Annotated in this window: 25 protein-coding genes; 18 read left to right on the forward strand and 7 right to left on the reverse strand. The window is 68.4% G+C overall.

Translation table 11 applies throughout. The features are described 5' to 3' along the window. Positions 1-275 precede the first annotated feature (275 nt). Positions 276-1,715: a DHA2 family efflux MFS transporter permease subunit gene (locus QA861_RS44510; RefSeq protein ID WP_334594642.1), complete on the forward strand. Its 1,440-nt coding sequence runs from the start codon at positions 276-278 to the stop codon at positions 1,713-1,715. A gap of 145 nt (positions 1,716-1,860) precedes the next feature. Here QA861_RS44510 and lpdA read toward each other — a convergent pair whose 3' ends face one another. After that, positions 1,861-3,282, reverse strand: coding sequence for a dihydrolipoyl dehydrogenase (lpdA, locus tag QA861_RS44515; protein WP_334594643.1), 1,422 nt, complete (start codon positions 3,280-3,282; stop codon positions 1,861-1,863). A 211-nt stretch (positions 3,283-3,493) separates the two neighbouring features. Here lpdA and QA861_RS44520 point away from each other — a divergent pair, with 211 nt between their 5' ends. The 4 genes from QA861_RS44520 to QA861_RS44535 all read left to right on the forward strand — a co-directional run bounded on the left by QA861_RS44520 (position 3,494) and on the right by QA861_RS44535 (position 6,236). Beyond that, complete coding sequence (locus QA861_RS44520) at positions 3,494-4,075, forward strand: TetR/AcrR family transcriptional regulator (protein WP_334594644.1); 582 nt, start codon at positions 3,494-3,496, stop codon at positions 4,073-4,075. A gap of 177 nt (positions 4,076-4,252) precedes the next feature. Then, a complete protein-coding gene (locus tag QA861_RS44525) occupies positions 4,253-5,269 on the forward strand; it encodes an NADP-dependent oxidoreductase (RefSeq protein WP_334594645.1) in 1,017 nt (338 codons plus the stop codon). Positions 5,270-5,395: 126 nt separating this feature from the next. Then, positions 5,396-6,010 carry a TetR family transcriptional regulator gene (locus QA861_RS44530; protein ID WP_334594646.1) on the forward strand — a complete coding sequence of 205 codons (615 nt, stop codon included), beginning with the start codon at positions 5,396-5,398 and terminating at the stop codon, positions 6,008-6,010. A 91-nt stretch (positions 6,011-6,101) separates the two neighbouring features. Beyond that, positions 6,102-6,236 carry a hypothetical protein gene (locus tag QA861_RS44535; protein WP_334594647.1) on the forward strand — a complete coding sequence of 45 codons (135 nt, stop codon included), beginning with the start codon at positions 6,102-6,104 and terminating at the stop codon, positions 6,234-6,236. 179 nt (positions 6,237-6,415) lie between these two features. Here the strand turns inward: QA861_RS44535 and QA861_RS44540 are convergent, their stop codons facing one another. After that, positions 6,416-6,550 carry a hypothetical protein gene (locus QA861_RS44540; RefSeq protein WP_334594648.1) on the reverse strand — a complete coding sequence of 45 codons (135 nt, stop codon included), beginning with the start codon at positions 6,548-6,550 and terminating at the stop codon, positions 6,416-6,418. A gap of 143 nt (positions 6,551-6,693) precedes the next feature. Between QA861_RS44540 and QA861_RS44545 the strand changes: the two genes are divergently transcribed. Then, positions 6,694-7,485 (forward strand): MBL fold metallo-hydrolase, encoded by a 792-nt coding sequence (locus QA861_RS44545; protein ID WP_334594649.1) that lies wholly within the window; start codon positions 6,694-6,696, stop codon positions 7,483-7,485. Positions 7,486-7,842: 357 nt separating this feature from the next. Here QA861_RS44545 and QA861_RS44550 read toward each other — a convergent pair whose 3' ends face one another. The 5 genes from QA861_RS44550 to QA861_RS44570 all read right to left on the reverse strand — a co-directional run bounded on the left by QA861_RS44550 (position 7,843) and on the right by QA861_RS44570 (position 10,943). Next, complete coding sequence (locus QA861_RS44550) at positions 7,843-8,034, reverse strand: hypothetical protein (RefSeq protein WP_334594650.1); 192 nt, start codon at positions 8,032-8,034, stop codon at positions 7,843-7,845. 81 nt (positions 8,035-8,115) lie between these two features. Then, complete coding sequence (locus tag QA861_RS44555) at positions 8,116-8,442, reverse strand: plasmid stabilization protein (RefSeq protein WP_334594651.1); 327 nt, start codon at positions 8,440-8,442, stop codon at positions 8,116-8,118. 225 nt (positions 8,443-8,667) lie between these two features. Further along, positions 8,668-9,879: an acyltransferase family protein gene (locus QA861_RS44560; protein WP_334594652.1), complete on the reverse strand. Its 1,212-nt coding sequence runs from the start codon at positions 9,877-9,879 to the stop codon at positions 8,668-8,670. Positions 9,880-10,278: 399 nt separating this feature from the next. Next, positions 10,279-10,431, reverse strand: coding sequence for a hypothetical protein (locus QA861_RS44565; RefSeq protein WP_334594653.1), 153 nt, complete (start codon positions 10,429-10,431; stop codon positions 10,279-10,281). A 47-nt stretch (positions 10,432-10,478) separates the two neighbouring features. Then, positions 10,479-10,943, reverse strand: a complete 465-nt coding sequence (locus tag QA861_RS44570; protein ID WP_334594654.1) for a hypothetical protein — start codon at positions 10,941-10,943, stop codon at positions 10,479-10,481. A gap of 998 nt (positions 10,944-11,941) precedes the next feature. Here QA861_RS44570 and QA861_RS44575 point away from each other — a divergent pair. The 12 genes from QA861_RS44575 to fabG all read left to right on the forward strand — a co-directional run bounded on the left by QA861_RS44575 (position 11,942) and on the right by fabG (position 24,049). Further along, positions 11,942-12,844, forward strand: a complete 903-nt coding sequence (locus tag QA861_RS44575) for an SCO6745 family protein (protein WP_334594655.1) — start codon at positions 11,942-11,944, stop codon at positions 12,842-12,844. A gap of 209 nt (positions 12,845-13,053) precedes the next feature. Next, the gene (locus QA861_RS44580) at positions 13,054-14,160 is read left to right on the forward strand and encodes a cytochrome P450 (RefSeq protein WP_334594656.1); all 1,107 of its coding nucleotides are present in this window, start codon (positions 13,054-13,056) and stop codon (positions 14,158-14,160) included. 4 nt (positions 14,161-14,164) lie between these two features. Beyond that, entirely contained in the window at positions 14,165-14,422 is a 258-nt protein-coding gene (locus QA861_RS47340) for a ferredoxin (protein WP_443041656.1), read from the forward strand. Further along, complete coding sequence (locus tag QA861_RS44585; protein WP_334594657.1) at positions 14,400-15,941, forward strand: FAD-dependent monooxygenase; 1,542 nt, start codon at positions 14,400-14,402, stop codon at positions 15,939-15,941. The genes QA861_RS47340 and QA861_RS44585 overlap by 23 nt, the downstream gene beginning before the upstream one ends. Positions 15,942-15,983: 42 nt before the next feature. Next, complete coding sequence (locus QA861_RS44590; protein WP_334594658.1) at positions 15,984-16,640, forward strand: hypothetical protein; 657 nt, start codon at positions 15,984-15,986, stop codon at positions 16,638-16,640. 26 nt (positions 16,641-16,666) lie between these two features. Continuing rightward, entirely contained in the window at positions 16,667-18,439 is a 1,773-nt protein-coding gene (locus QA861_RS44595; RefSeq protein WP_334595050.1) for an acetyl/propionyl/methylcrotonyl-CoA carboxylase subunit alpha, read from the forward strand. Positions 18,440-18,542: 103 nt separating this feature from the next. Continuing rightward, entirely contained in the window at positions 18,543-20,009 is a 1,467-nt protein-coding gene (locus QA861_RS44600; protein ID WP_334594659.1) for an FAD-dependent monooxygenase, read from the forward strand. A 61-nt stretch (positions 20,010-20,070) separates the two neighbouring features. Next, positions 20,071-20,400, forward strand: coding sequence for a TcmI family type II polyketide cyclase (locus QA861_RS44605; protein WP_334594660.1), 330 nt, complete (start codon positions 20,071-20,073; stop codon positions 20,398-20,400). Beyond that, positions 20,397-21,668 carry a beta-ketoacyl-[acyl-carrier-protein] synthase family protein gene (locus tag QA861_RS44610; RefSeq protein ID WP_334594661.1) on the forward strand — a complete coding sequence of 424 codons (1,272 nt, stop codon included), beginning with the start codon at positions 20,397-20,399 and terminating at the stop codon, positions 21,666-21,668. Before QA861_RS44605 ends, QA861_RS44610 begins: the two co-directional genes overlap by 4 nt. Continuing rightward, the gene (locus QA861_RS44615; protein ID WP_334594662.1) at positions 21,665-22,873 is read left to right on the forward strand and encodes a ketosynthase chain-length factor; all 1,209 of its coding nucleotides are present in this window, start codon (positions 21,665-21,667) and stop codon (positions 22,871-22,873) included. Before QA861_RS44610 ends, QA861_RS44615 begins: the two co-directional genes overlap by 4 nt. Before the next feature lie 69 nt (positions 22,874-22,942). Further along, a complete protein-coding gene (locus QA861_RS44620; RefSeq protein ID WP_334594663.1) occupies positions 22,943-23,209 on the forward strand; it encodes an acyl carrier protein in 267 nt (88 codons plus the stop codon). Positions 23,210-23,263: 54 nt separating this feature from the next. Beyond that, positions 23,264-24,049, forward strand: a complete 786-nt coding sequence (fabG, locus tag QA861_RS44625; protein WP_334594664.1) for a 3-oxoacyl-ACP reductase FabG — start codon at positions 23,264-23,266, stop codon at positions 24,047-24,049. Positions 24,050-24,065: the final 16 nt, after the last annotated feature.

Consider the following 24,065-nt stretch of genomic DNA (forward strand, 5'->3'; position numbering starts at 1 on the left):
CGTCTCCAGTTCAACCATATTTGGCGTCCCCATGACCGATACGGTGACCGATCCGCTTCCCTCCCTCCGGCCGTAGCGTCGGGCGTGTCAGCGCACGCGCGCACACCGCGAGAGGACGGCATCGCGACGGCGACCACCGGAGTGGGAAGTGTCGGCGAGTGGTGGCCGACAAGTGGGCTGACGCCCTCAGCATCTCCCTGGAGCGCCCGCGCAGGCCGAGGTCCTCCACCCACATATTCGTTGATCAATCAGCGATCTGCCCGCTAAGGAACGTCATGGCACAGCGACAAGGCCGGCAACCGTCCGGGCACGGCTCCACCGTATGGGTCGTGGTCATCACCAGCGTGGCCGGATTCATCACCGCCCTCGACAACCTGATCGTCACCACCGCCCTCCCCTCCATCCGCGAGGATCTCGGCGGCGGCCTCGAAGACCTGGAATGGACGGTCAGCGCCTACACACTCGCCTTCGCGGTCCTGGTGATGTTCGGCGCCTCGCTCGGCGACCGCTTCGGCCGCAGACGCATGTTCGTCCTCGGACTCGGACTCTTCACGGCCGCCTCCGCCGCCGCCGCCCTCGCTCCCGGCATGAACGAACTCATCGCCGCCCGTGCCGTGCAGGGCGTGGGGTCCGCGATCGTGACGCCGCTGACGCTCACCCTGCTGTCGGCCGCCGTCCCCGCCGAACGGCGCGGCGCTGCCCTGGGTGTGTGGGGCGCGGCCAGCGGGATCGCCGTCGCCATGGGGCCGCTCATCGGCGGCACCCTCACCCAACACCTCTCCTGGCAGTGGATCTTCTGGGTGAACGTCCCGATCGGCCTGGCGCTGATCCCGATCGGCCGGCTCAAGCTCCAGGAGAGCCACGGCCCGAACCAGAGCCTCGACCTGATCGGCACCGCCCTTGTCAGCGGCGGTCTGTTCGGCATCATCTACGCCCTGGTCCGCGGCAACGCCGACGGCTGGACCAGCGCCCCGATCCTGGGAGGTCTGGGCGCGGGTGCGGTACTGCTCGTGGCCTTCGTCCGCTACGAACTGCGCGCCGAGCACCCGATGCTGCCGATGCGGCTCTTCCGGCACCGCTCCTTCAGCGCCATCAACATCGCCAGTCTGCTGATGTTCCTGGGCATGTTCGGGGCGATCTTCCTGCTCAGCCAGTACCTGCAGCTCGTCGGCGGCTACTCGCCGATGGAAGCGGGCGTACGGATGCTGCCCTGGACCGCCATGCCCATGATCGCCGGGCCGCTGGCCGGGGTGCTCTCCGACCGCGTCGGGGGTGGTCCGGTCGTCGCGGTGGGGATGGCCCTGAACGCCGTGGGCCTCGGGCTCTGGGCGCTGGCCGTCGAACCGGACGCGTCCTACACCAGCCTGCTGCCCGCGCTGATCGTCTGCGGCATCGGCATGGGCATGTTCTTCGCCCCGTCCGCGAACCTCGTCATGAGCACGGTCCGGCCGGAGGAGCAGGGCATCGCCTCCGGCGCCAACAACGCGATCCGCGAGCTCGGCGGCGCCATCGGCGTCGCCTCGCTGGCTGCCGTCTTCTCCTCGCAGGGCGGTTACGGGTCGCCCGCACTGTTCGTGGACGGACTCACCCCCGCGCTCTGGGTCGGCGCCGGCGCGGTCGCCGTGGCCGCGGTACTCGCGTTCTCGATGCCACGCAGCCCGAAGGCGGACGACCCGCGCGCCAACCCGGCGACCGCCGCCGCGGGCGCCGTCTGAACAAGGGGGCAGCGCGACGAGCGCCCCGAGAACCAGCACCGGAAGGGCCTGGCCCTTCCTTCCCGGGACGGGGCCCCGAGCCGCGCCGTCGCGAGGCCGGGGCCGCCGGCCTGCCCCGAGCCCCGAACCCCACAACCCCGGCCCCTCACATGTTGATCATGTGCCCGGCGAGGCCGTGCAGGGCCTCCTTGACGGCCTCTCCCAGGGTCGGATGGGCGTGCACGTTGCGGGCCACCTCGTGCACGGTGAGGTCCCACTGCTGGGCCAGGGTCAGTTCCGGCAGCAGTTCGGTGACGTCGGGGCCGATGAGGTGGCCGCCGATCAGTTCGCCGTACTTGGCGTCGCTGATGAGCTTCACGAAGCCACTCGCGTCGCCCAGGCCGTGGGCCTTGGCGTTCGCGGTGAACGGGAACTTGGCGACCTTGACGTCTAGGCCCTTCTCCCTGGCCTGCGCCTCGGTGTAGCCGAAGCTGGCGATCTGCGGCTGACAGAAGGTGGCGCGCGGGATCATCGCGTAGTCCAGCTCCATGGTCTCCGCGTCCGCGAGCGTCTCCGCCGCGATCACGCCCATCGCCTCGGCGGCGTGCGCGAGCATCAGCTTCGCGGTGACGTCGCCGATGGCGTAGATGTGCGGCACGGAGGTGCGGCAGTGGCCGTCGACGTCGATCGCGCCCCGCTCGGTGATGTTCACACCGGTCTTCTCCAGGCCGTAGCCGGTGACGTTCGGCGCGAAGCCGATGGCCTGGAGGACCTTGTCGGCCTCCAGGACCTGCTGTGCGCCGTCCTTGCCCGTGACGGTGACCCGGACCTGCGCACCGGACTCGTCGATCGACTCGACCCGGGTGGAGGTGAGCACGTCGATGCCCAACTTCCGGTACTGCTTGGCCAGTTCGGCGGAGACCTCGGCATCCTCCAGCGGCGCGACCCGGTCCAGGAACTCGACGATCGTGACCTTCACGCCGTAGTTGTTCAGGACATACGCGAACTCGATGCCGATCGCGCCGGCACCCGCGATCACGATCGACCGCGGAAGCTCCTCGGCGAGGATCTGCTCCTCGAACGTCACCACACGGGACGTACGACGGGTGCCGGGCAGCAGCTTCGGCGTCGCGCCGGTGGCGATGACACAGTGGTCGAAGCCGATCGTCCGCGTCGAGCCGTCGAACAGGGCCACGTCGAGGGTGTGCGCGTCGCGGAACGTGCCGTGCCCGCTGATCTCCGTGATCTTGTTCTTCTTCATCAGGAAGTGGACGCCCTTGACGCGGCCGTCCGCCACCTTGCGGCTGCGCCGGAACGCCTCGCCGTAGTCGAAGGAGACCTGCCCGTCGACCTTGATACCGAAGGTCTTCGCCTCGCGCGTGAAGATGTGCGCCAGTTCGGCGTTGCGCAGCAGGGCCTTGGTGGGGATGCAGCCGACGTTCAGACAGACGCCGCCCCAGTACTTCTCCTCGACGACCGCGACGCGCTTGCCCAGTTGGGCGGCGCGGATGGCGGCGACATAGCCGCCGGGTCCCGCCCCGAGTACGACGACGTCGAAGCGCTCGCCCTGCTCGTCCTGCTCCTCCATGGAAGATTCCTTTCTCAAGGGGGCGGCCGCCCTTCTGCGAGGGCCGGACCCACTCCCGTCGATCAGCTTGTTCACCCTTTGACGCTGCCCCCGTGCGGCAGCAGCGCCTCGCCGAGAATGCACCGGTACGGCATCGCGGACGCGAACCCGGTTCGGCGGAGCGATGGCGCCCCACTTGAAGTAGACAGACCTGTCTGTTAGTTTTTACCACATGGACCCCGCGACCAAGCGGCTCCCCGCCCGGGACCGCATTCTCGACACCGCCAGCGAGCTCTTCTACGCCCACGGCATCCACGCCGTGGGGGTGGACCGGCTCATCGCCGAGTCGGGGGTCGCCAAGGCCACGCTGTACAAGCACTTCCCCAGCAAGGACGACGTGGTCGCCGCCTACCTGCGACGAATGGACGACAGTTGGCGGAGCCAGATGCGCTCGGCGGCCCTCGCAGGCGGGGAGGACCCGCGCGAGCAGCTCTTCGGCCTCTTTGTCGCACTGGAACAGTCGGCACAAACGGGCACGCTGGGCTGTGCGTTCATCAACGCGGCGGCGGAGTACCACCCAGGCAGCACCCCGCACACCATCACCGCGGAGCACAAGCAGACCGTACGTAACTGGGTGCGCGACCTGGCCGCCACGGCCGGAGCCGCGGACCCCGACACACTCGCGTTCCAGCTGACGCTTCTCATCGACGGAACACTGGCGGCGACGCGCGTCGGAGACGCCACCGCGGCCGCCGGCGCCGCCAAGCAGGCGGCCCGCGCCATGATCGACGCGGCCTGCCCGGCGCACCACTGACCCTGCCGTCCACGAAGGCCGCTTTCTTACGGCCCTTTCCATACGGCCCCCACACAGCCCCCATATAGCCCCTTTCCATACCGCCCCTTTCCGTACAGACCCTTCTGTCTGCTAGACAGACCTTTCTGTGCACCCCTGCCTACGCACCACCTCTCTCACCGAAAGGACTTGATCCCCATGTCCGAGCAGATCCTGCCCACCACCGCCCGCGCCTGGCACCTCGAGACCCGCCCGGAGGGCCGGCCGGTACCGTCCGACTTCGCCCTCCGCGAGGTGGACCTCCCCGCACTCGGCCCCGGCCAGCTCCTGGTCACCAACGAGTACCTCTCGGTCGACCCCTACATGCGCGGCCGGATGAGCGACAAGAAGTCCTACATCGAACCGTTCGCCGTGGGCGCGCCGATGGACGGCTCCGCGGTCGGCCGCGTCCTGGCCTCCAACGCCGACGGCTTCGCACCCGGCGACCACGTCGTGCACTTCCTCGGCATGCGCGACCACGCCGTCATCGACGCCGCGACCGCCCAGACGGTGGACCCCGGCCTGGCCCCGCTCTCCACCTACCTCGGCGTGCTCGGCGTCACCGGCATCACCGCCTACATCGGACTGACCCGGTTCGCGAAGATCAAGGAAGGCGACACCGTCTTCGTCTCCGGCGCGGCCGGCGCTGTCGGCAGCGTGGCCGGCCAGATCGCCAAGCTGCTGGGTGCCGGCCGGGTGATCGGCAGCGCCGGCTCGGACGACAAGGTCAAACTGCTCATCGAGGAGTACGGCTTCGACGCGGCCTTCAACTACAAGAACGGGCCCGTCGCCGAGCAACTCGCGCAGGCGGCCCCCGACGGCATCGACGTCTACTTCGACAACGTCGGAGGCGAACACCTGGAAGCGGCCATCGGCGCCGTCAACCTGCACGCCCGCATCGTCCTGTGCGGAATGGTCTCCCAGTACAACGGCGAAGAAATCGTCGGACCCCGCAACCTGTGGAACCTCTCCGTCACCCGCTCCGACCTCCTGACCTTCATGGTCACCGAGGAGCTCGACCTCCAGCCCGACTTCATCCGCGACGCCGGCACCTGGCTCGCCACCGGCAAGCTCCGCTACCAGGAGACCGTGCGGGAGGGCCTCGACAACACCGTCGACGCCTTCCTCGCCCTCATGCGCGGCGAGAACGTGGGCAAGATGATCATCAAGCTCTGACCCCGCGGCCGGAGGTCTCCGACGGACACCGCCCTCACGACCGGTGAGCAAGTACCGAGAAAACGCGCACGCACACGCAACGCCACGCAACACCACGTAAGACCATGCGACACCACGGAGTGAACGGTGACGGAGACACAGGACCACCGATCGGCCGAGGTCACCGCCGAGAGATCCGATGCCGCCCGCAACCGCGCCCGCCTGCTGGAGGCGGCAGCCCTACTGGTCGCCGAACGAGGAGCCGAGCAGGTGACGATGCGGGAGGTCGCCGAAGCGGCCGGTCTGGGCAAGGGCACTCTCTTTCGCCGGTTCGGCGACCGCGACGGCCTCCTGCTCGCCCTCCTCGACGACGCCGAGGCGGAGTTCCAGAAGGCGTACACCGCGGGCCCTCCCCCACTGGGCCCAGGAGCGCTCCCGGCGGACCGACTGACGGCGTTCGGCTGCGCCCTGCTCGGGCGTATCGCCAACGACGCGGACCTGGGCGCGGCATTGGGACGCCAGGTCCCCTACGCCCGCCGCACCGGCTCGGACAGCGGCCGGGCCTCCCACCGCCACGTCTCAACTCTCCTACGTGACATGGGACTTGACGGTGACCACGACATACTCGCCCACGTCCTGCTCACCTTCGCCGGCTTCGAGGCGGCGGACTATCTGCGCAGGGAACGCGGGGTCCCCACCACACGCCTGCAGGCCACCTGGGCCGACCTCATACGGCGGCTGGCCCCACCCGAGGGGGCATGAGCGCACGGCCGAGTTCCAGCGCACGCCGTCTCCCGAAGGGAGAGACTTACCTTCGACTTCCACATAAACCCAGGCAAAAGGGGACACAGTCATGAATGGCAACCCGGCAGCACGCAACGACGTGGTGACGTCCTACCAGAACGCACCGACCCGCACCCTCACCGCCGACGGTGTGACCTTCGCCTACCGCGAGCTGGGCCCCGGTCCGGCACCCCGGTGGTCTTGAGCCGGTTTTGGGCAAGGCGTCAGAACCGTCAATAGGGCGCTCCGTGACGGATACGGTGGCGGATTTGCTTCCTTCGCGTCCTCGGTAGCGTCGGGCGAAATCAGCGCGCTCGCGCTTCACCGCAGGAGAAGGACATGGCGATGGCAATCCGGAGTCGGGAGCGTGGGCAGGCGAGTCACTCAGCTCGTCGCGTCTGGCGCCGCGGTCGCCGCGTCGACCACCGAGCCGAATCCGAGGCCGCTCCGCACCGCCGTCCCGACCGCCGCCCGCGTCAGCGCGATCACCTCCAGCGTCATGATCACAGCGGCCTGCACTGTTCGACCGGACCGTCCAGCCGCTGAGCACGGCCGTACCCATGTACGGACCGTGTCCGACGAAATGCGGAGATGCCCGGTGACCTCGACGATGAGTCGGGCATCAGTGCGCAGGCCCGCAGAACACCAGAAGGAGTTGGACAATGAGGGGCACCGTCACCATCATCGACAAGGGCGACGTGCGGGTGCACAGTTACATGGCTCCCGACGACAGCATCAACGTCACCACCCAGCTGATCGAGACCCCGGGCCGGCTTGTCGCGGTGGACGGGCAGATCGCGATCTCGGGCGCCGACGAGGTCGTCGAATACGCCAAGGAGCTCGGCAAACCACTGGACCGGCTCATCATCACGCATGAACACCCGGACCACTTCCAGGGTGCGGCCCGTTTCAACGTGCCCATTCACGCCCTGGCCGTCACGCGTGACCGGATGGCGGCGCGGGGCGACCTCATGGACCCGACCGGAATCCCGGTTCCCGCAGCGGAGGTGGCCCCCACCGTCCTGATCACCCCGGGCACCGAGGTCATCGACGGCGTTCCCTTCGTCTTCGAGGCCCTCTCCGGCGGTGAGACCGCCGACCAGCTGCTGATCCGGCTGCCCGAACACGGAGTGCTGGTGGCGCAGGACGTCATCTACCACAAGACCCATGTGTTCATCGGAAACCATGACATCGACCGCTGGCAGCTCATCCTCCAGGAACTCGCCGATCCGGCCTACGACACGATCCTGCCCGGACACGGACTGCCCGCAGGACAGGCCGTTCTCACGGAGATGGCCGAGTACCTTGAGGCCGCGCGCGAGCTCCTGGGCGACGACGGCCAGGCCTACAAGCAGGCCATCATCGAACGCTTCCCCACCTATGCGGCTCCCCTGGTGATCGACATCAGCAACTTCTACCTGTTCGGCACCCCGATCGTCATCCCGTCCGCGTGACCGCCTGACCTTCCGGAGTCGCGGCACAACGTGCGCGTGCTGACCGCAACTCGGCCGCCGGCATACGTGACGCACGAAACGCGCGCGGCCTCGGCAGGCAAGGAGGACGCGATCACCGACCAGGACCGCCACGAAAAGCACGGACGCGGTAGGTGGGACCCCGCGTACCAGCGCCGCGCCGGGCCACACCACGGCCTGCGCGCAGATCAGCAGAACTGGGAGCAGCCGGTCGTTGTCCCGAAACACGGGTGTCTCACCAAGGGTGGGCGGCCCGGCTCCGGCTGAAGAGGGATTCCCGTCTCTACCCTGGGTTGCAGACGGGACCGGGCCGACCCGGGCAGACGGACGACCGGCCGGTCAATGCTCGTTCGGGGTCAGAGCGTCGGCGGCCTCCCTGTCCTTGCCGCGCCGCTCGCCCCGATCCACAACACGCGTCCCGGCGTCCTCCACCTCGCGGAGAACCTCAACCGCGGCTGTCTCGGGATGCTCTTCGTGATGCTGGGACCGGGGCTGGGGCTTGGGTTGGTGCTTGCGGTCGTGGTGACTCATGCCTCTGCTCACTCGGACGACGTCCCGCCGACGGGCGCGGCAGCGCCGGCTGCCTGCCCAAAGGCTCGCTCTCCGGCCATGTCAGCGGTCGAGGGCCCTGGCCAGTTGCTGTTTGTTCATCGAGGAGCGGCCGTCGATGCCGCGCTTCTTCGCTTCCGCGTACAGCTGGTCCCTGGTCGGCCCCTGGGAGCCGCTGTGGGAACGCTCGCCGCCGCGCTGCGAGGCGGACTTCCTGTCCCGTGTCGACGTCCGGCTCGCCGTCTTGGACTCGCCGGAGCGGGCCCGTTCCTTGTTCACCGTGCGGGCCGCGATCTCCTTCGCACGGCCCTCGGAGGTGCCACGCTTCTCGGCGCCTTCCTTGATGTGCTCGTACTGGCGCTCACGCTTCGCGCTGGAGCCCTGGGGCATGACGCTCTCCTTCCAGACCGGTACGGCCGACCCGGCCGCACCTGCTTTCCGATCGGTGTCGCGCGTACCCGCCGTCGGCTGCTTGTCACCCGGAGCGCGGAACGCGTTGATCCCATCTGATGCGGGGCTCCTGAGCGGCGCGAGCAGAAGGCCACCGAACGGATGAGCAAGCGGCCGACATGTGCCGCGTGGCTTCGTGCCTCATTGATTTGCGTGAGCGGAGGATCAAAGCCGTTGAAGGTCTCGCGTGCTTTCACCCGTCCAACGGGAACGGCACAAGGCGATCATGGATTTCCAGGACCTGTTCCCCTTGAAGGGAAGCTCGAAGATCCGGGCGAAAAGCCATGCCCCGAGCACCGAGACCGGCAGTGCCACGGCGAGCGTGAACCAGAAGGTGGGCAGTCCGCGCGACACGAAATGCGGGGCCACCCGGCGAATCACCGCCAAGACGATCGGCAGATGGATCAGATAGAGACTGTAGGAGAAACTGCCGAGACTCCGAACGGGCCGTGCGGTCAGAAGCCGTACGAGGACGGCGGGCCTGCCGGTGGCGACCGCGGCGATCAGCATCGTCATGGCGGGAGCGACGGCGAGATCCACCCAGAAGTAGTGGTTCACCGTCCACACCGACCCCCGCACGACACCGAGGGCCAGCACAGGCACGGCGGCCAGGACCGCGAACCATCCCCAGGGCAGGCGCCGGACCCTGTCCGACGCCACGACGATCCCCGCACCCGCCACGCCGGCCGCGAACACGGGGGCGAGATGCGGAGCGAGCCAGTTGGCGCCCTCCGCAGGAGACGCGCCGGCCGCCATCAGTCCACGCCCGATCACCGGAAGAGTCACGACCGCGACCATGGCCGCCGCGCCCCACTGCCGCCGGACGAACAGCAGAAGGGGAAAGAGGAGATAGAGCTCGGCCTCCACCCCGATCGACCAGAACGCGCCGTTCGGTGTCGGTGCGGTGACCATGTCCTGAGCGAGAAGGCCGTACACCAGAACGGACGAGCCCGTAGGCGGTCCGAAATGCGAAGCGGGCACCACGAACCAGGAAATGATCAGGCTCATGACCAACGCCGCCCAGTACGGAGGAAGAATCCGCCAGGCACGACGGCGCAGGAACTGCCCGACGCCACCTGACCCCCAACCGTGACGCGCCGGAGAGATCGCCAGGGAGAACCCGGACAGCCCCAGAAAGAAGACGACGGCCAGGCGCCCGAACATCAGCCCGTCCAGCCATGGCGGAGCCGAACTGTCGGGATACCCCGGGAACGTGTACAACCAGCAGTGGAACAGCACCACATACAGCGCCGCCAGGCCGCGGAGACCATCCAGACCCAGCACCTGCCGACGGACGTCTCCCCTGCTCGCCCCCTCCGCCCGCTCCGGTGGGACGACCACGTCGAGAGCGCCACTGGCCGAACGGCTCGAATCCACTTGAATCGCTCAGCCCTTTTCCCGGGCACCGCGTTCACAGCACACCGCCGACATCTCGACGATCGCTGCGCGATGCAACCCACGACAGACGCACGCCCGCCGACCCGTTTCCCTACCAAGACTGATACGTGGCGTCCAACTGAGTGGTTCAGCGGACAAACCAAGATCCTCGTCCCGGATCCGTACGACGAATCGGTCAGCAGCCCTGGCTCCTGATCACACGTCAGCCACAGTCGCCTTCACCACAAATGCGTAGACCGCACGTGTCCGTCCAGCCCGTACCGCACGGTCCACCGGAAGAAGAAACCCCAGGTCAACTGGCTGGCCTGGGGTTTCCTCATCAGGGCACATGCGGCTGGTCGAACTGTGCCGCCGATGCGGGCCGCGAAGGCATACGGTTCAGGGCCCGGTCGAGCGCTGACCCCGTCCCGTCGTCGCGTCCGCCAGAGCGTAGAGCTCGTCCAGGTCGTACTCGGCGCGCTGCGTGCTGCCGTAACGGGTGATCTTCCCCCGGCTCGCCCACTTGCGGATGGTCGCCTGGGAGACACCCATGGCGAGAGCGGCCAGTTCGGTCGGTACAGTGCGTCGCCTCCCGGCAATCACCCGTGACTCCCCTCTGCCGACTGCGGCTGCTGTCGGCGAGCCAGCAGCAGCCAGTCCTGGGGAGGCAAGGCATGACCGTTGTCGCAGACCACCTCCGAACGCGCCGCACCAGGACCCGCCGCCGGTATCACCACGTACAGCTCTCCGGTGCAGTGGAGACGCGAACAGGCGCCCAGCGACACCCTGCGCGCCGCGGGTGCCAGTCCGCGCAGCGAGCTGCAGACATACAGCAGTGCGGCGATTTCATGGTCGAAGTCGGGGGCCGCCGGGTGTTCCGCCAGCCAGGGCACATGATGGTCGAGGAAGCTGGCCAGGCCCAACACGGTGCAGTCCTCGGGGGCGGGGAGCTGCCGCTCCTCGACGACCAGCCGCGCCCACGAAGCCAGCAACTCCACGATCTGCGACCGCAGCGTCAGCGTGGTGTCGTCGAGGGCGATACCGACCGCCTTGCTCCCACTCACGCGCTCCCGCAACCAGCCGCCGGCCCGCGTCAGTTCGTGGTCACTCTCTAAGTAGACCTCCGCGACATCGCTCAGGTCGGTGCGGAGGCGGTCGTAGCAGGGGCAGCAAAGCCGCAACCGCCCGCCTCCCCTGCCTCGTGAGCCGCCGGCTCTCCGCGACTTGATGCATTGGGCGGACGTGCACTTCCGCGCGAGGCTCACGCGGCCCAGATCTACGCCATGACTGTCGAGCGCCGGGGGTCGTTGCTTGAGCTGAGGCACAACTGGCCCTTCCATTCCGTTTCACGTAGGGGCTACTTGGCGCGCGAAGGTGTCCATCCACCTTTATCGGACCACCTGCAGGAACCACGAAAGAAGCGTCAAAAGGGCCCAGCGGGGATTGGTATCCAGCCACACCGCCGACCACGAAAACGCCCCCGTACTTCACTTCCGCGTTACATGGAAATAATTAAATTGCCACAAACCGCAGGATACATCCGTTTCACCAGGATGGATTTGCAATCCTATCTTGTGAAGCCGTAGTGCAACCCGTCAACCACAGGCAGGGTGACCTGAATCACGCTTCTGCAATGTTTGCCGGATTTCATTCCAGGGAACTACCCGGATACGTCGCGGCCAATCCTTTCCCAGGAAAGCCGAGGGGCGGTCGAGCGCAAGCCGACACTCGACGTTCGCCCACGCCTGCGACCCGTCCCCCATAAAGGGCTGTTGACCTGGGCAAGAGGGCAAGCGTTGACACTGGGCGAGCACACTGTCACACTTATCCGGCGGCATTCGTGCGTCATTTTCCAGGCAATGCGCTCCCCCGTGGCCCGTCACAGGAGATTAGCTCCCGTGACGCAGGACCGGAACGCAGTGGCCCTCGCCGAAGTTCGCCGCCACTTTTCTCGAGCGAGCCCGCGAGCACCTTTTCCACTTGCATCCCTGCCCGACCGCAAAGGTCCGGCACCACGTTCCGCCCTGCCCTGACCTTGGCCCCTGACATGTTTGAGGGTTTCATGAGCGCAACACTGACCAGTGATCGTTCATACGCGCGACGCTGCGCGCAGGCGGTCAACGCACTGCACTCGATTCCCTACTTCACAGCCGATCTCGCGGACCGGCTGTCCCCGTTCGGTGTCACCGACCGGTCGAGCGTCTACATGGCCGGTCGCGCAGCACCACTGGGCGCGGTCGACGCGCCGGTCGTGACCGCGGTCTTCAACACGTTCGCTCCCGACTTCGTCGCGGAGCGGGTCCCCGCGATCTGGCGGCAGGTCTCACCCGAAGAAGCCGTCGCCGCACGTGAGGCAGCGGCCGGAACAGCGCTTGAGCGGCTTCTCAGCACCGGCGTCATCCGATCGGCCGCCATGGCGGAAGCTGCGGAACTGGCCGGCAGGGCCGCTGCGGAATGCTCGCTCCCCGGACGCCCGCTCTATGCGGCCAATGCCGCACTCGACCGACCGGACGAGCCTCATATCGCACTGTGGCACGCCTCGACCATGCTGCGCGAACACCGCGGTGACGGTCATGTCGCGATCCTCGGTCACGCCGAACTCACCGGCGTCGAAGCACTCGTCATCGACTGCGCGAGTGAGCTCGGCATGCCGAAGGAGATCGTCAGGCCCATGCGGGGGTGGACCGAGGCGGATTGGGCGGCCGCACAGGAAAGACTGCGGGAACGTGGCCTGGTGAGTCGAGAAGGAGTACTGACCACACGCGGCACCGCACTGCGGGACGAAATCGAGCACGAGACCGGAAGGCTCGACCGACGGCCGTATGAACTCCTGGGTGGTGCGGAAGTCGGCAAACTGGCCGAATTCACACACGGACTGGTCCTCATGGCCGCCGCATCCCAGGCTTTCCCTCCGCCTTTGCGATCGTTCTTCGCTCCTGACACGAGTCAATGGAGCCGTCTCTGAGCAGCGCCGCGCGCTGTCCGGCCACACACCGCCGCCCATACCGAATGTATGAGAACCGACCGAAGAAGGGACCACCCATGACCCTGTCCACACCGACGGTGCCACCGATCGCTCTGTTCTCTCCCGAGTACTACCAAAACCCGCATCCCGCTCTTACCTGGCTCCAGGAGAATTCACCGGTACATGAATTCAAGTTTCCGGTCGGTGATGTGCGCACATGGATGGTGACGCGCTTCGAGGATGTCCGGACCGTACTTTCCGACCCCCGGTACAGCACGGAGAGCATCACCTGGGGGAATGACGAGTTCCGTGACGCGGGCCTGGTAATCGCCGAGGGCACGATTCTGGAGCGGGGAATCAGCGTGGTGGACCCGCCGGCGCACACCCGGCTGCGACGGCTGGCGATGAGCGCCTTCACCACCCGTCGGGTGGAGCAATGGCGCCAGACCGTGCACACCGTCGTCCACAAAACGCTTGAGGACTGCCAGCAACGGGAGACCTTCGATGTCATGGACGACTACGCCGGGGAGGTGTCCGCCGGAGTGCTCGGCGTGATCCTCGGCTTCCGAATCGAACGGCACCGGGAACTGGTCACCGCGCTCAACGAGGCCTTCCCGTCCGACCCGGCGCTGATCGACCGGGCTCCCGCGGCGTTCGGCCGCATCTGCGAATACGCCGCCGAACTCGTCGCCGACAAGCGCCACGATCCCGCCGACGATCTGACCTCCGCGCTGATCCAGACCAGCGACGAGGGCGAGCGACTGTCCGCGGACGAACTGACCGGGCTGGTGGCCGCCATGATCATGGGTGGCAGCGACACCGTCCGAGGGTTCATCGGCAACGCCGCTCTCGCTCTCCTCGACCACCCGGACCAAAGCAGGCTGCTGCTGTCGAACCCGGACCTGGCCGACGGCGCCGTCGAGGAACTGCTGCGCTACGAAGGAGCGTTGAGCACGGCGTTGTTCCGGGTCACGACGGAGGAGACCGAACTCGCGGGCACGCGGCTGCCCGCCGGAGCACCGGTGATCGCCGGGCTGCTGGCGGCCAACCGAGATCCGCGCCGGTTCGACGACCCCGAGCGCCTCGACATCACCCGCACGGGACCGCGTCATGTGGGTTTCGGGCACGGACTGCACAACTGCATCGGCGCGGCGCTGGCTCGAATGGAGGGTGCGATAGCGATTCCCGCCCTGTTCCAGCGTTTCCCGCGACTTTCCCTGGCGGTCCCCCGAGACGAGCTGCGTTACATCGACAACTGGGCGATCCGCCGGCTGGTCGCCCTTCCAGTCAGCCGGTCGGAGAAGTCCGGGGGCTGACAGGATGCGAGCCACCGCGCGGGTCGATCGAACGCTCTGCCTCGGCACCGGGCTGTGCGAGGTGATGGATTCCGGCCTGTTCTCGTTGGGCGGCAACGGTACCGCCGTCGCTCGGCCGACCGAACCGGAAGACGATCAGGAACCCCTTCTCGAACGGCTTCGGGACATCGCGGACTGCTGCCCCACTGGAGCCATCACGATCATCGCCATCGAGGAAGAGCGAGGAGGAACACGACCAGATGCACACCGACTCACAGACTGACGCGGGCACAGGGACGGACACAGATGTCGTCGTCGTCGGCGCCGGGCCCGCTGGGCTCATGCTCGCCGCCGAGCTGAGACTGGCCGGCGCGCGGGTCGTCGTCCTGGAGATGGAGAGCGCCCCGACCAAGGAATCCCGTGGCATGGGATTCACCGCCCGCACGCTGGAGGTGTTCGACCAGCGCGGTCTGCTGCCGAGGCTCGGCGAACTCAACCGGTCACCTGGTGGTCACTTCGGCAGTGTGCCGATCGACTTCAGCGTGGGCGACGGCGCCCACGCCAGCGTCACGGGCGTGTCGCAGGCTCGGACCGTGGCGATGCTCGGCGAGTGGGCCGAGGAACTCGGCGCCGAAGTGCGACGCGGGCACCGGCTGACGGGATTCACCGACACCGGTGAGGCCGTCGAGGCCCATGTGCGGGGGCCCGCCGGGGAGCTGCGGCTGACGGCGGCGTATCTGGTGGGCTGCGACGGCAGTCGCAGCGTGGTGCGGACGTCGGGAGGCTTCGCCTTCCCGGGCATCGACGCGACGGCCGAGCTGCTGCTGGCCGATGTGAAGGGTCTCGAACTCCCCGCACTGTGGTCGGGTGAACGGCGCCCGGGCGGCATGCTCCTGGCCGCGCCGCTGGGCGAAGGCATGATGCGCGTCGTCGTCTCGGAACACGGCAGGCCGCCCCGGGCCCGCGCCGAGCCGCCGTTGTTCTCCGAAGTGGCCGACGCCTGGAAGCGGGTCAGCGGGGACGACATCTCCGGCGCTTCTCCGGTCTGGGTCAGCTCCTTCGGGAATGCCGCACGGCAGGCGAGCGAGTACCGCAGGGGCCGGGTGTTCCTCGCCGGGGACGCCGCGCACATCCACCTACCGGCCAGCGGCCAGGGCATGAACGTCAGTATCCAGGACGCCGTGAACCTCGGCTGGAAGCTCGGCGCCGTGGTGACGGGCCGCTCGCGCCCCGAGCTCCTCGACACCTACCACTCGGAACGGCATCCGGTCGGCGCCGAGTTGCTGCGGAACACCCGGGCCCAGGCTGTGCTGTTCCTCGGCGGCAGTGAGATGCAGCCCCTGCGTGACGTACTCACCGCGGTGTTCCGTACCGAGGGTGCCGCCCGTTACCTGGCCGGGCTGGTCAGTGGGCTGGACATCCGCTACGACGCCGGCCCCGGCGCCCACCCCCTGCTCGGGCGGCGGATGCCGAAGACCGAACTGGTCCTGGGTGACGGCCGCAGGACCACGAGTACCGAGCTTCTGCACCCGGCAAGAGGGCTGTTGCTGACGCTCGGTACGGATCCTCAGCGCGGCAGCGCCACCCTGGACCGAGCGGACCACGTGGACGTGGTCTCCGCGCGGGTTCGTCATGTGCGCAAGCCGCCGGTCCCTCACCCTGCCCGGTCGGCCCACCTTGCCGAAGGAAGGGCCGTTCTGGTTCGACCGGACGGATACGTGGCGTGGGTGAGCGGCGACGACAACACGGACGACGGCCTCTTCGAGGCCCTGCACCGGCATTTCGGCGTTTCCGCGGTCTGACCGCGTGCCCCGTCCCCCGCGACAAGCCCCCAGGGAGACAACGTGACCGAATCCATCGCCCGGCATCCGTCAGCCATTCCGGAGATCGCACGCCCCGACGCACACGCGGTCTTCATGACCTACTGGTATGTGGCGGACGCCGAACAGGGGCGTGCCGTGCTCGACGAGATCGCGGATGCCTGGCAACAGGCCGACCGGCCCAAGGAGATCCTGAGCTTCTCGTGCTATCTGAGCACCGACGACGACACCGTGATGACCTATGTACAGTGCACGGACAGCGCGGCCTACCGGCCTTTCGTCAGTGGACTGCCCGTGGCAGCGGCCCGCGTCGAACCGCTCGAATTCCGCCGGCACCGCAGTGTGGTGCTCGATCCTGGGGCAGGCCCGCCGAACGCCTTGGTCACCGCTCTCTTCGACGTGGACGGCGGGGAGCGGCAACAACGCATCGTGGCGTCGGTCGCCGAGAACCTGGAGCGGGCACCGGCGGACGAGTACGTGGGGCTGATCGCCTCGCACTTCCACCTCAGTGCCGACGGGACCCGCGTCGTCAACTTCGCGGAGTGGACGAGCGACGAGGCCCATGTCGTGTTCCTCGAGGGAGCCACCCGGCACAGTTCGCTGCGGATCACCAATGACATGGCCGGAGTCCGTCCCATCGGCTACCGGCGCTACCACCTGCACCGGAGCGTCGGCTCCTGACCGACCATGGAGGTATCAGGTTCATGCTGCGCAAGGTGCTCATCGCCAACCGTGGCGAAATCGCTGTCCGCGTTGCCCGGGCCTGCCAGGATGCCGGGATCGCGAGCGTGGCCGTGTACGCCGACCCGGACCGGGACGCGCTCCATGTGCGTGCCGCCGACGAAGCGTTCGCTTTGGGCGGTGACACCCCGGCGACCAGCTATCTCGACATCGCCAAGGTGCTGCAGGCCGCCAAGGACTCCGGAGCGGACGCCATCCACCCCGGATACGGCTTCCTCTCCGAGAACGCCGACTTCGCCCAGGCCGTCCTCGACGCCGACCTGACCTGGATCGGCCCGCCCCCACACGCCATCCGCGACCTCGGCGACAAGGTCGCCGCCCGCCACATCGCCCAACGCGCCGGCGCCCCCCTGGTCGCCGGCACCCCCGACCCCGTCTCCGGCTCGGACGAGGTCGTCGCCTTCGCCCAGGAACACGGCCTGCCCATCGCGATCAAAGCCGCCTTCGGCGGCGGCGGACGCGGCCTCAAGGTCGCCCGCACCCTCGAAGAAGTCCCCGAGCTGTACGACTCCGCGGTCCGCGAGGCCGTCGCCGCGTTCGGACGCGGCGAATGCTTCGTCGAGCGCTACCTCGACAAACCCCGCCACGTCGAGACCCAGTGCCTGGCCGACACCCACGGCAACGTGGTCGTCGTCTCCACCCGCGACTGCTCCCTCCAGCGCCGCCACCAAAAACTCGTCGAAGAGGCCCCCGCACCCTTCCTCTCCGACACACAGGTCGCCGAGCTGTACGCGTCCTCCAAAGCCATCCTCAAGGAAGCCGGCTACGTCGGCGCCGGAACCGTCGAGTTCCTCGTCGGCACCGACGGCACGATCTCCTTCCTGGAGGTCAACACCCGCCTCCAGGTCGAACACCCCGTCACCGAGGAAGTCGCCGGCATCGACCTCGTACGCGAGATGTTCCGCATCGCCGACGGCGAACCCCTCGGCTACGGCGACCCCGAACTGCGCGGCCACTCCATCGAGTTCCGCATCAACGGCGAGGACCCCGGCCGCGGCTTCCTCCCCGCCCCCGGCACCGTCACCACCTTCACCCCACCCTCCGGCCCCGGCGTCCGCCTCGACGCCGGCGTCGAATCCGGCAGCGTGATCGGCCCCGCCTGGGACTCCCTGCTCGCCAAGCTGATCGTCACCGGCGCCACCCGCGAACAGGCCCTCCAACGCGCCGCCCGAGCCCTTGCCGAGTTCCAGGTCGAAGGCATGGCCACCGCCATCACCTTCCACCGCAAGGTCGTCACCGACCCCGCCTTCGCCCCCGAACTCACCGGCTCCACCGACCCGTTCACCGTCCACACCCGCTGGATCGAGACCGAGTTCGTCAACGACATCCCCGCCTTCGCCACACCCGCCGATACCGAGGCCGACGAGGAAGCCGGCCGCGAGACCGTCGTCGTCGAGGTCGGCGGCAAACGCCTCGAGGTCTCCCTCCCCATCTCGCTGGGCATGTCCCTGGCCCGCACCGGCCTCGCCGCCGGCGCCAAACCCAAACGCCGCGCCGCGAAGAAGTCGGGCCCGGCCGCCTCCGGCGACACCCTCGCCTCCCCCATGCAGGGCACCATCGTCAAGGTCGCCGTCGAGGAAGGCCAGGAAGTCAAGGAAGGCGACCTGATCGTCGTCCTCGAAGCCATGAAGATGGAACAACCCCTCAACGCCCACAAGGCAGGCACCGTCAAGGGCCTCGCCGCCGAGGTCGGCGCCTCCCTCACCTCCGGCGCCCCCATCTGCGAGATCAAGGACTGAGCAGTTCTACGTATTGAGGGTTCCGGGGACGGCCACCGCCTGTGCGAGCCGTCCCTTTTCTGTGCACGGATGCGCAGTTCCGACGACGACCGAGGAGAGTTGCATGGACGCCGATGTGATTGTCGTGGGCGCCGGCCCCGCCGGGATGATGCTCGCGGGAGAGTTGCGGCTGGCCGGAGTCGATGTGATCGTCCTGGAGCGGCTGGAGAAACGTACCGGGGAGTCCCGGGGCCTGGGGTTCACGGCGCGCACGATGGAGGTCTTCGACCAGCGGGGGCTGCTGTCCCGGTTCGGGGAGATCGAGATCAGCAACCAGGGTCACTTCGGTGGTCTGCCCGTCGATTTCGCCGTCCTCGACGGTGCCCACCAGGCCGCGAAGACCGTGCCGCAGTCCCAGACGGAGACGGTTCTGGAGAACTGGGTCGAGGAGCTGGGCGGGGACGTCCGGCGCCGGCACGAGCTGCTCTCCCTCAAGGACACCGGCGATCTCGTGGAGGTGGAGGTCAGCGGCCCCGACGGGGTGCACCAGCTGACCGCCGGCTATGTGGTGGGCTGCGACGGCGGACGCAGTGTCGTACGCAAAACCATGGGCTTCGACTTCCCGGGCACACCGTCCACGATGGAGATGTTCCTCGCCGACGTGAAGGGGCTCGACCTCCAGCCGCGCATGATCGGTGAGACCCTGCCCGGCGGCATGGTCATGGTCGGCCCGCTGCCTGGCGGGATCACCCGGCTGATCGTCTGCGAACGGGGCACGCCTCCGCAGCGCCGAGAGGCGCCGCCCTCCTACGACGAGGTGGCGGCGGCCTGGAAACGGCTCACCGGCGACGACATCTCGCACGGGGAGCCGGTGTGGGTGAGTTCCTTCGGCGACGCCACCCGTCAGGTCACCCGGTACCGGCAGGGCCGGGTCTTCCTGGCGGGCGACTCCGCGCACATCCATCTCCCGGCCGGCGGCCAGGGTATGAACACCAGCATCCAGGACGCGGTGAACCTGGGCTGGAAACTCGCCGCCGTGGTGCGGGGCCGGGCCCCCGAGGAGCTGCTGGACACCTACCACGACGAGCGGCACCCGGTGGGCGAGCGGCTGCTGATGAACACCCGGGCCCAGGGTCTGCTGTTCCTCAGCGGTCCCGAAGTACAGCCACTGCGCGACGTGTTCACCGAGCTGATCACCTATCTGCCGGTGAGCCGGCACCTCGCGGGCATGGTCAGCGGTCTCGAGATCCACTACCCCGTCGCCGGAGGCAGCCACCCGCTGCTCGGCCGGCGGATGCCCCATCTGACGCTGACCGGTGGCTCAGGCGCGGGCAGCAGTACCGAGGCCCTGCACGCGGGCCGTGGCGTGCTGCTCGACCTGGCCGACAACGCGGAGCTGCGCCGCAGGGCAGCGGGCTGGACGGACCGCGTGGACATCGTGACGGCGAAACCGGGGGGCGGCGTGCCGGACCTGCCGGCGGAAACCGCGGCTGTCCTGGTCCGCCCCGACGGCTACGTGGCATGGGCCGCTCCCGGCAGCCACAGCGACCTGCCCATGGCCCTGGATCGCTGGTTCGGCGTCTCCCGCTAGCGCCTTCCCCAGGTTGTCTTCAACCAGGAGAGACCCGGAAGAGAACGAAGGAGAGAAAACCATGCACAGCACTTTGATCGTCGCTCGGATGGAGCCCGGTGCGAGCACCGATGTGGCACGTCTGTTCGGCGCATTCGACGAGACGGAGATGCCCCATCGCATGGGCACGCGGCGCCGTCAGCTGTTCTCGTACCGGGGTCTGTACTTCCACCTCCAGGACTTCGACGCGGACAACGGCGGCCGGCTCATCGAGGAGGCGAAGACGGACCCGCGGTTCATCGGGATCAGCGAGCAGCTGAAGCCCTTCATCGAGGCGTACGACCCCGCGACCTGGCGTTCGCCGGCCGACGCGATGGCGCAGCGCTTCTACCACTGGGAGGCGTCCGAATGACGGAACGCCGGGTGGTGATCACGGGCATCGGAGTGGTGGCACCGGGAGGCATCGGAGTCAAGAGTTTCTGGGACCTGCTGAGCGGCGGCCGGACAGCGACGCGGGGGATCACCTTCTTCGACCCTGCACAGTTCCGCTCCCGGATCGCGGCCGAGATCGACTTCGACGCGGAGGCGAACGGGCTGAGCCCGCACGAGATCCGGCGGATGGACCGCGCCGCGCAGCTCGCCGTCGTCGCCGCCCGCGAGGCGGTGGAGGACAGCGGCCTCGATTTCGGCAGCCTCGACCCACACCGCACCGGGACGACCATCGGCAGCGCGGTCGGCGCGACCACCGGCCTCGACCAGGAGTACCGGGTGGTCAGCGACGGCGGCCGGCTGGAGCTCGTCGACCACACATACGCGGTCCCGCACCTGTACAACTACCTCGTCCCGAGCTCCTTCGCCGCCGAGGTGGCCTGGGCGGTCGGCGCCGAAGGCCCGAGCACGGTGGTGTCCACGGGCTGCACCTCGGGTCTGGATTCCGTCGGCCACGCCGTGGAGATCATCCGCGAGGGTTCCGCCGACGTCATGATCGCCGGCGCGTCGGACGCACCGATCTCGCCGATCACGATGGCGTGCTTCGACGCGATCAAGGCGACCACGCCGCGCAACGACGACCCCGAGCACGCCTCACGGCCGTTCGACGGCACCCGTAACGGCTTCGTACTCGGTGAGGGTGCCGCGGTGTTCGTACTGGAGGACCTGGCGGGCGCCCGTCGGCGCGGTGCGCGGATCTACGCGGAGATCGCCGGCTACGCCTCCCGCTGCAACGCCTTCCACATGACGGGGCTGCGCCCCGACGGCGCGGAGATGGCCGAGGCGATCAGTGTCGCGCTCGCCGAGGCACGGATGAACGGCGACGAGATCGACTACGTCAACGCCCACGGCTCCGGCACCAAACAGAACGACCGGCACGAGACGGCCGCGTTCAAGAAGAGTCTCGGCGCCCACGCGTACCGGACCCCGGTCAGCTCCATCAAGTCGATGGTCGGCCACTCCCTGGGCGCCATCGGCTCGATCGAGATCGCGGCGTCCGTCCTCGCCATGCAGCACAACGTCGTACCGCCCACGGCGAATCTGCACAGCCCGGACCCCCAGTGCGACCTGGACTACGTACCGATCACCGCCCGCGAATGGGCGACGGACGCGGTACTGACCGTGGGCAGCGGCTTCGGTGGCTTCCAGAGCGCCATGGTGCTGGCCCGGCCGGAGAGGAGCCCGGCATGACCCGGTCCGTCGTGGTCACCGGCCTGGGTGTCGCCTCCCCCAACGGACTCGGCGCGAAGGACTTCTGGGCGGCCACCCTGGCGGGCCGAAGCGGCATCGGCAGCGTCACCCGTTTCGACGCGTCGTCGTACCCGGTCGGGCTGGCCGGTGAGGTCCCCGGCTTCACCGCCCGGGAGCACGTGCCGAGCCGACTGATCCCGCAGACCGACCGGATGACCCAACTGGCCCTCACCGTCACCGACTGGGCGCTGGCCGACGCCGGGGTCAAACCCGACGAACTCCCCGCGTTCGAGATGGGCGTCGTCACGGCCAGTTCCTCCGGGGGTTTCGAGTTCGGCCAGGACGAACTCCGGAAGCTGTGGAGCCAGGGCAGCCAGTACGTCAGCGCGTACCAGTCCTTCGCCTGGTTCTACGCCGTCAACAGCGGCCAGATCTCCATCCGCAACGGCATGAAGGGCCCCAGCGGGGTCGTCGTGAGCGACCAGGCCGGTGGTCTCGACGCGGTCGCGCATGCCCGTCGGCAGATCCGCAAGGGCACCCCGCTCATCGTCTCCGGCGGTGTCGACGCCTCGATCTGCCCTTGGGGCTGGGTGGCCCAGCTGGCCGGCGGGCGGCTGAGCACCAGCGACGACCCGGAGCGCGCCTACCTGCCCTTCGACGCGGAGGCCCAGGGCCATGTGCCGGGCGAGGGCGGCGCGATCCTGATCCTGGAGGACGCCGAGGCGGCCCTCCGACGCGGCGCCCGGGTCTACGGCGAGATAGCGGGCTACGCGTCCACCTTCGATCCCGCGCCGGGCAGCGACCGCGAACCGGGGTTACGCAGGGCCGCCGAGCTGGCACTGGCCGATGCCGGGGTCGAACCCGCCGATGTCGACGTCGTCTTCGCGGACGCGGCGGCCGTACCGGAGCTGGACCGCAGCGAGGCGGAGGCGATCACCGCGGTCTTCGGCGCCCGGGGCGTCCCGGTCACCGCGCCCAAGACCATGACCGGCCGCCTCTACTCGGGCGCCGCCCCGCTGGATCTCGCGACGGCGCTGTTCTCCATCAAGGACGGGCTGATCCCTCCGACCACACATGTCGTTCCGCGTCCGGACTACGAGCTCGACCTGGTCACCGGTACCCCCCGCCCCGTCCCCGTACGTACCGCACTGGTGCTGGCCCGCGGTTACGGCGGCTTCAACTCCGCGGTCCTGGTACGGGCTTGAGCCACCCCAGAGGCGAACCACCGCAGTGAGACCCACTGCGGCGAACCCCACCGAAGCAGAGGAAACAGCATGAGCAAGCAGTTCACCCTCGAAGATCTCAAGCGCATCCTCCTGGAGGGCGCCGGCGCCGACGAGAGCGTGGATCTGGACGCCGACATCCTCGACCTCAGGCTGGAGGACCTGGGCTACGAGTCGCTGGCGCTGCTGGAGACCGGCAGCCGTATCGAGCGCGAGTACGACATCACCCTCGACGAGGTCGAGCTGACCAACACCCTGACGCCTCGGGACCTCATCGACGCCGTCAACACGCGCCTGGCTCCCTCGGCTGCGGCCTGACCGCACGAACACGACATGTACACGCAGCCGCGAGCGGGAACAGAAGGAGAGAGCATGTCCAAGCAGCACGCCAGGGTCGCCCTCGTCTCCGGTGCGACCAGCGGTATCGGCTTGTCCGTGGCCCGTCTGCTGGCCGGCCAGGGCCATCGGGTGTTCATCGGTGCCCGTAACGCCGACAACGTCGCCGCCACCGTCAAGGAGTTGCGCGCGGAGGGCCTGGACGTCGACGGCACCGTCCTCGACGTCCGTTCGGCGCACGACGTACGGAGCTTCGTGCAAGCCGCCGTCGACCGGTTCGGCACGGTCGACGTACTGGTCAACAACGCGGGCCGCAGCGGTGGCGGGGTCACCGCCGACATCGAGTACGACCTGTGGCAGGACGTCATCGACACCAATCTCAACAGCGTCTTCAGGCTGACCCACGAGGTACTCAACTCGGGCGGCATGCGCCACAAGGACCGCGGACGCATCATCAACATCGCCTCGACGGCCGGAAAGCAGGGTGTGGTGCTCGGCGCCCCCTACTCGGCTTCCAAGCACGGCGTCGTCGGCTTCACCAAGGCGCTGGGCAACGAACTGGCGCCGACCGGCATCACTGTCAACGCGGTGTGCCCCGGCTATGTCGAGACGCCCATGGCCCAACGGGTGCGCCAGGGTTACGCGGCCGCCTACGACACCACCGAGGCCGCGATCATGGAGAAGTTCTCCGCGAAGATCCCGCTCGGCCGCTACTCCACCCCGGACGAGGTAGCCGGACTGGTCGGCTATCTGGCATCCGACGTCGCGGCTTCCATCACCGCGCAGGCGCTCAACGTCTGCGGCGGCCTCGGCAACTTCTGAGTGCCCTTCCCCCTCC

Source organism: Streptomyces sp. B21-083, from assembly GCF_036898825.1.
In the GTDB taxonomy this organism is placed as follows: domain Bacteria; phylum Actinomycetota; class Actinomycetes; order Streptomycetales; family Streptomycetaceae; genus Streptomyces.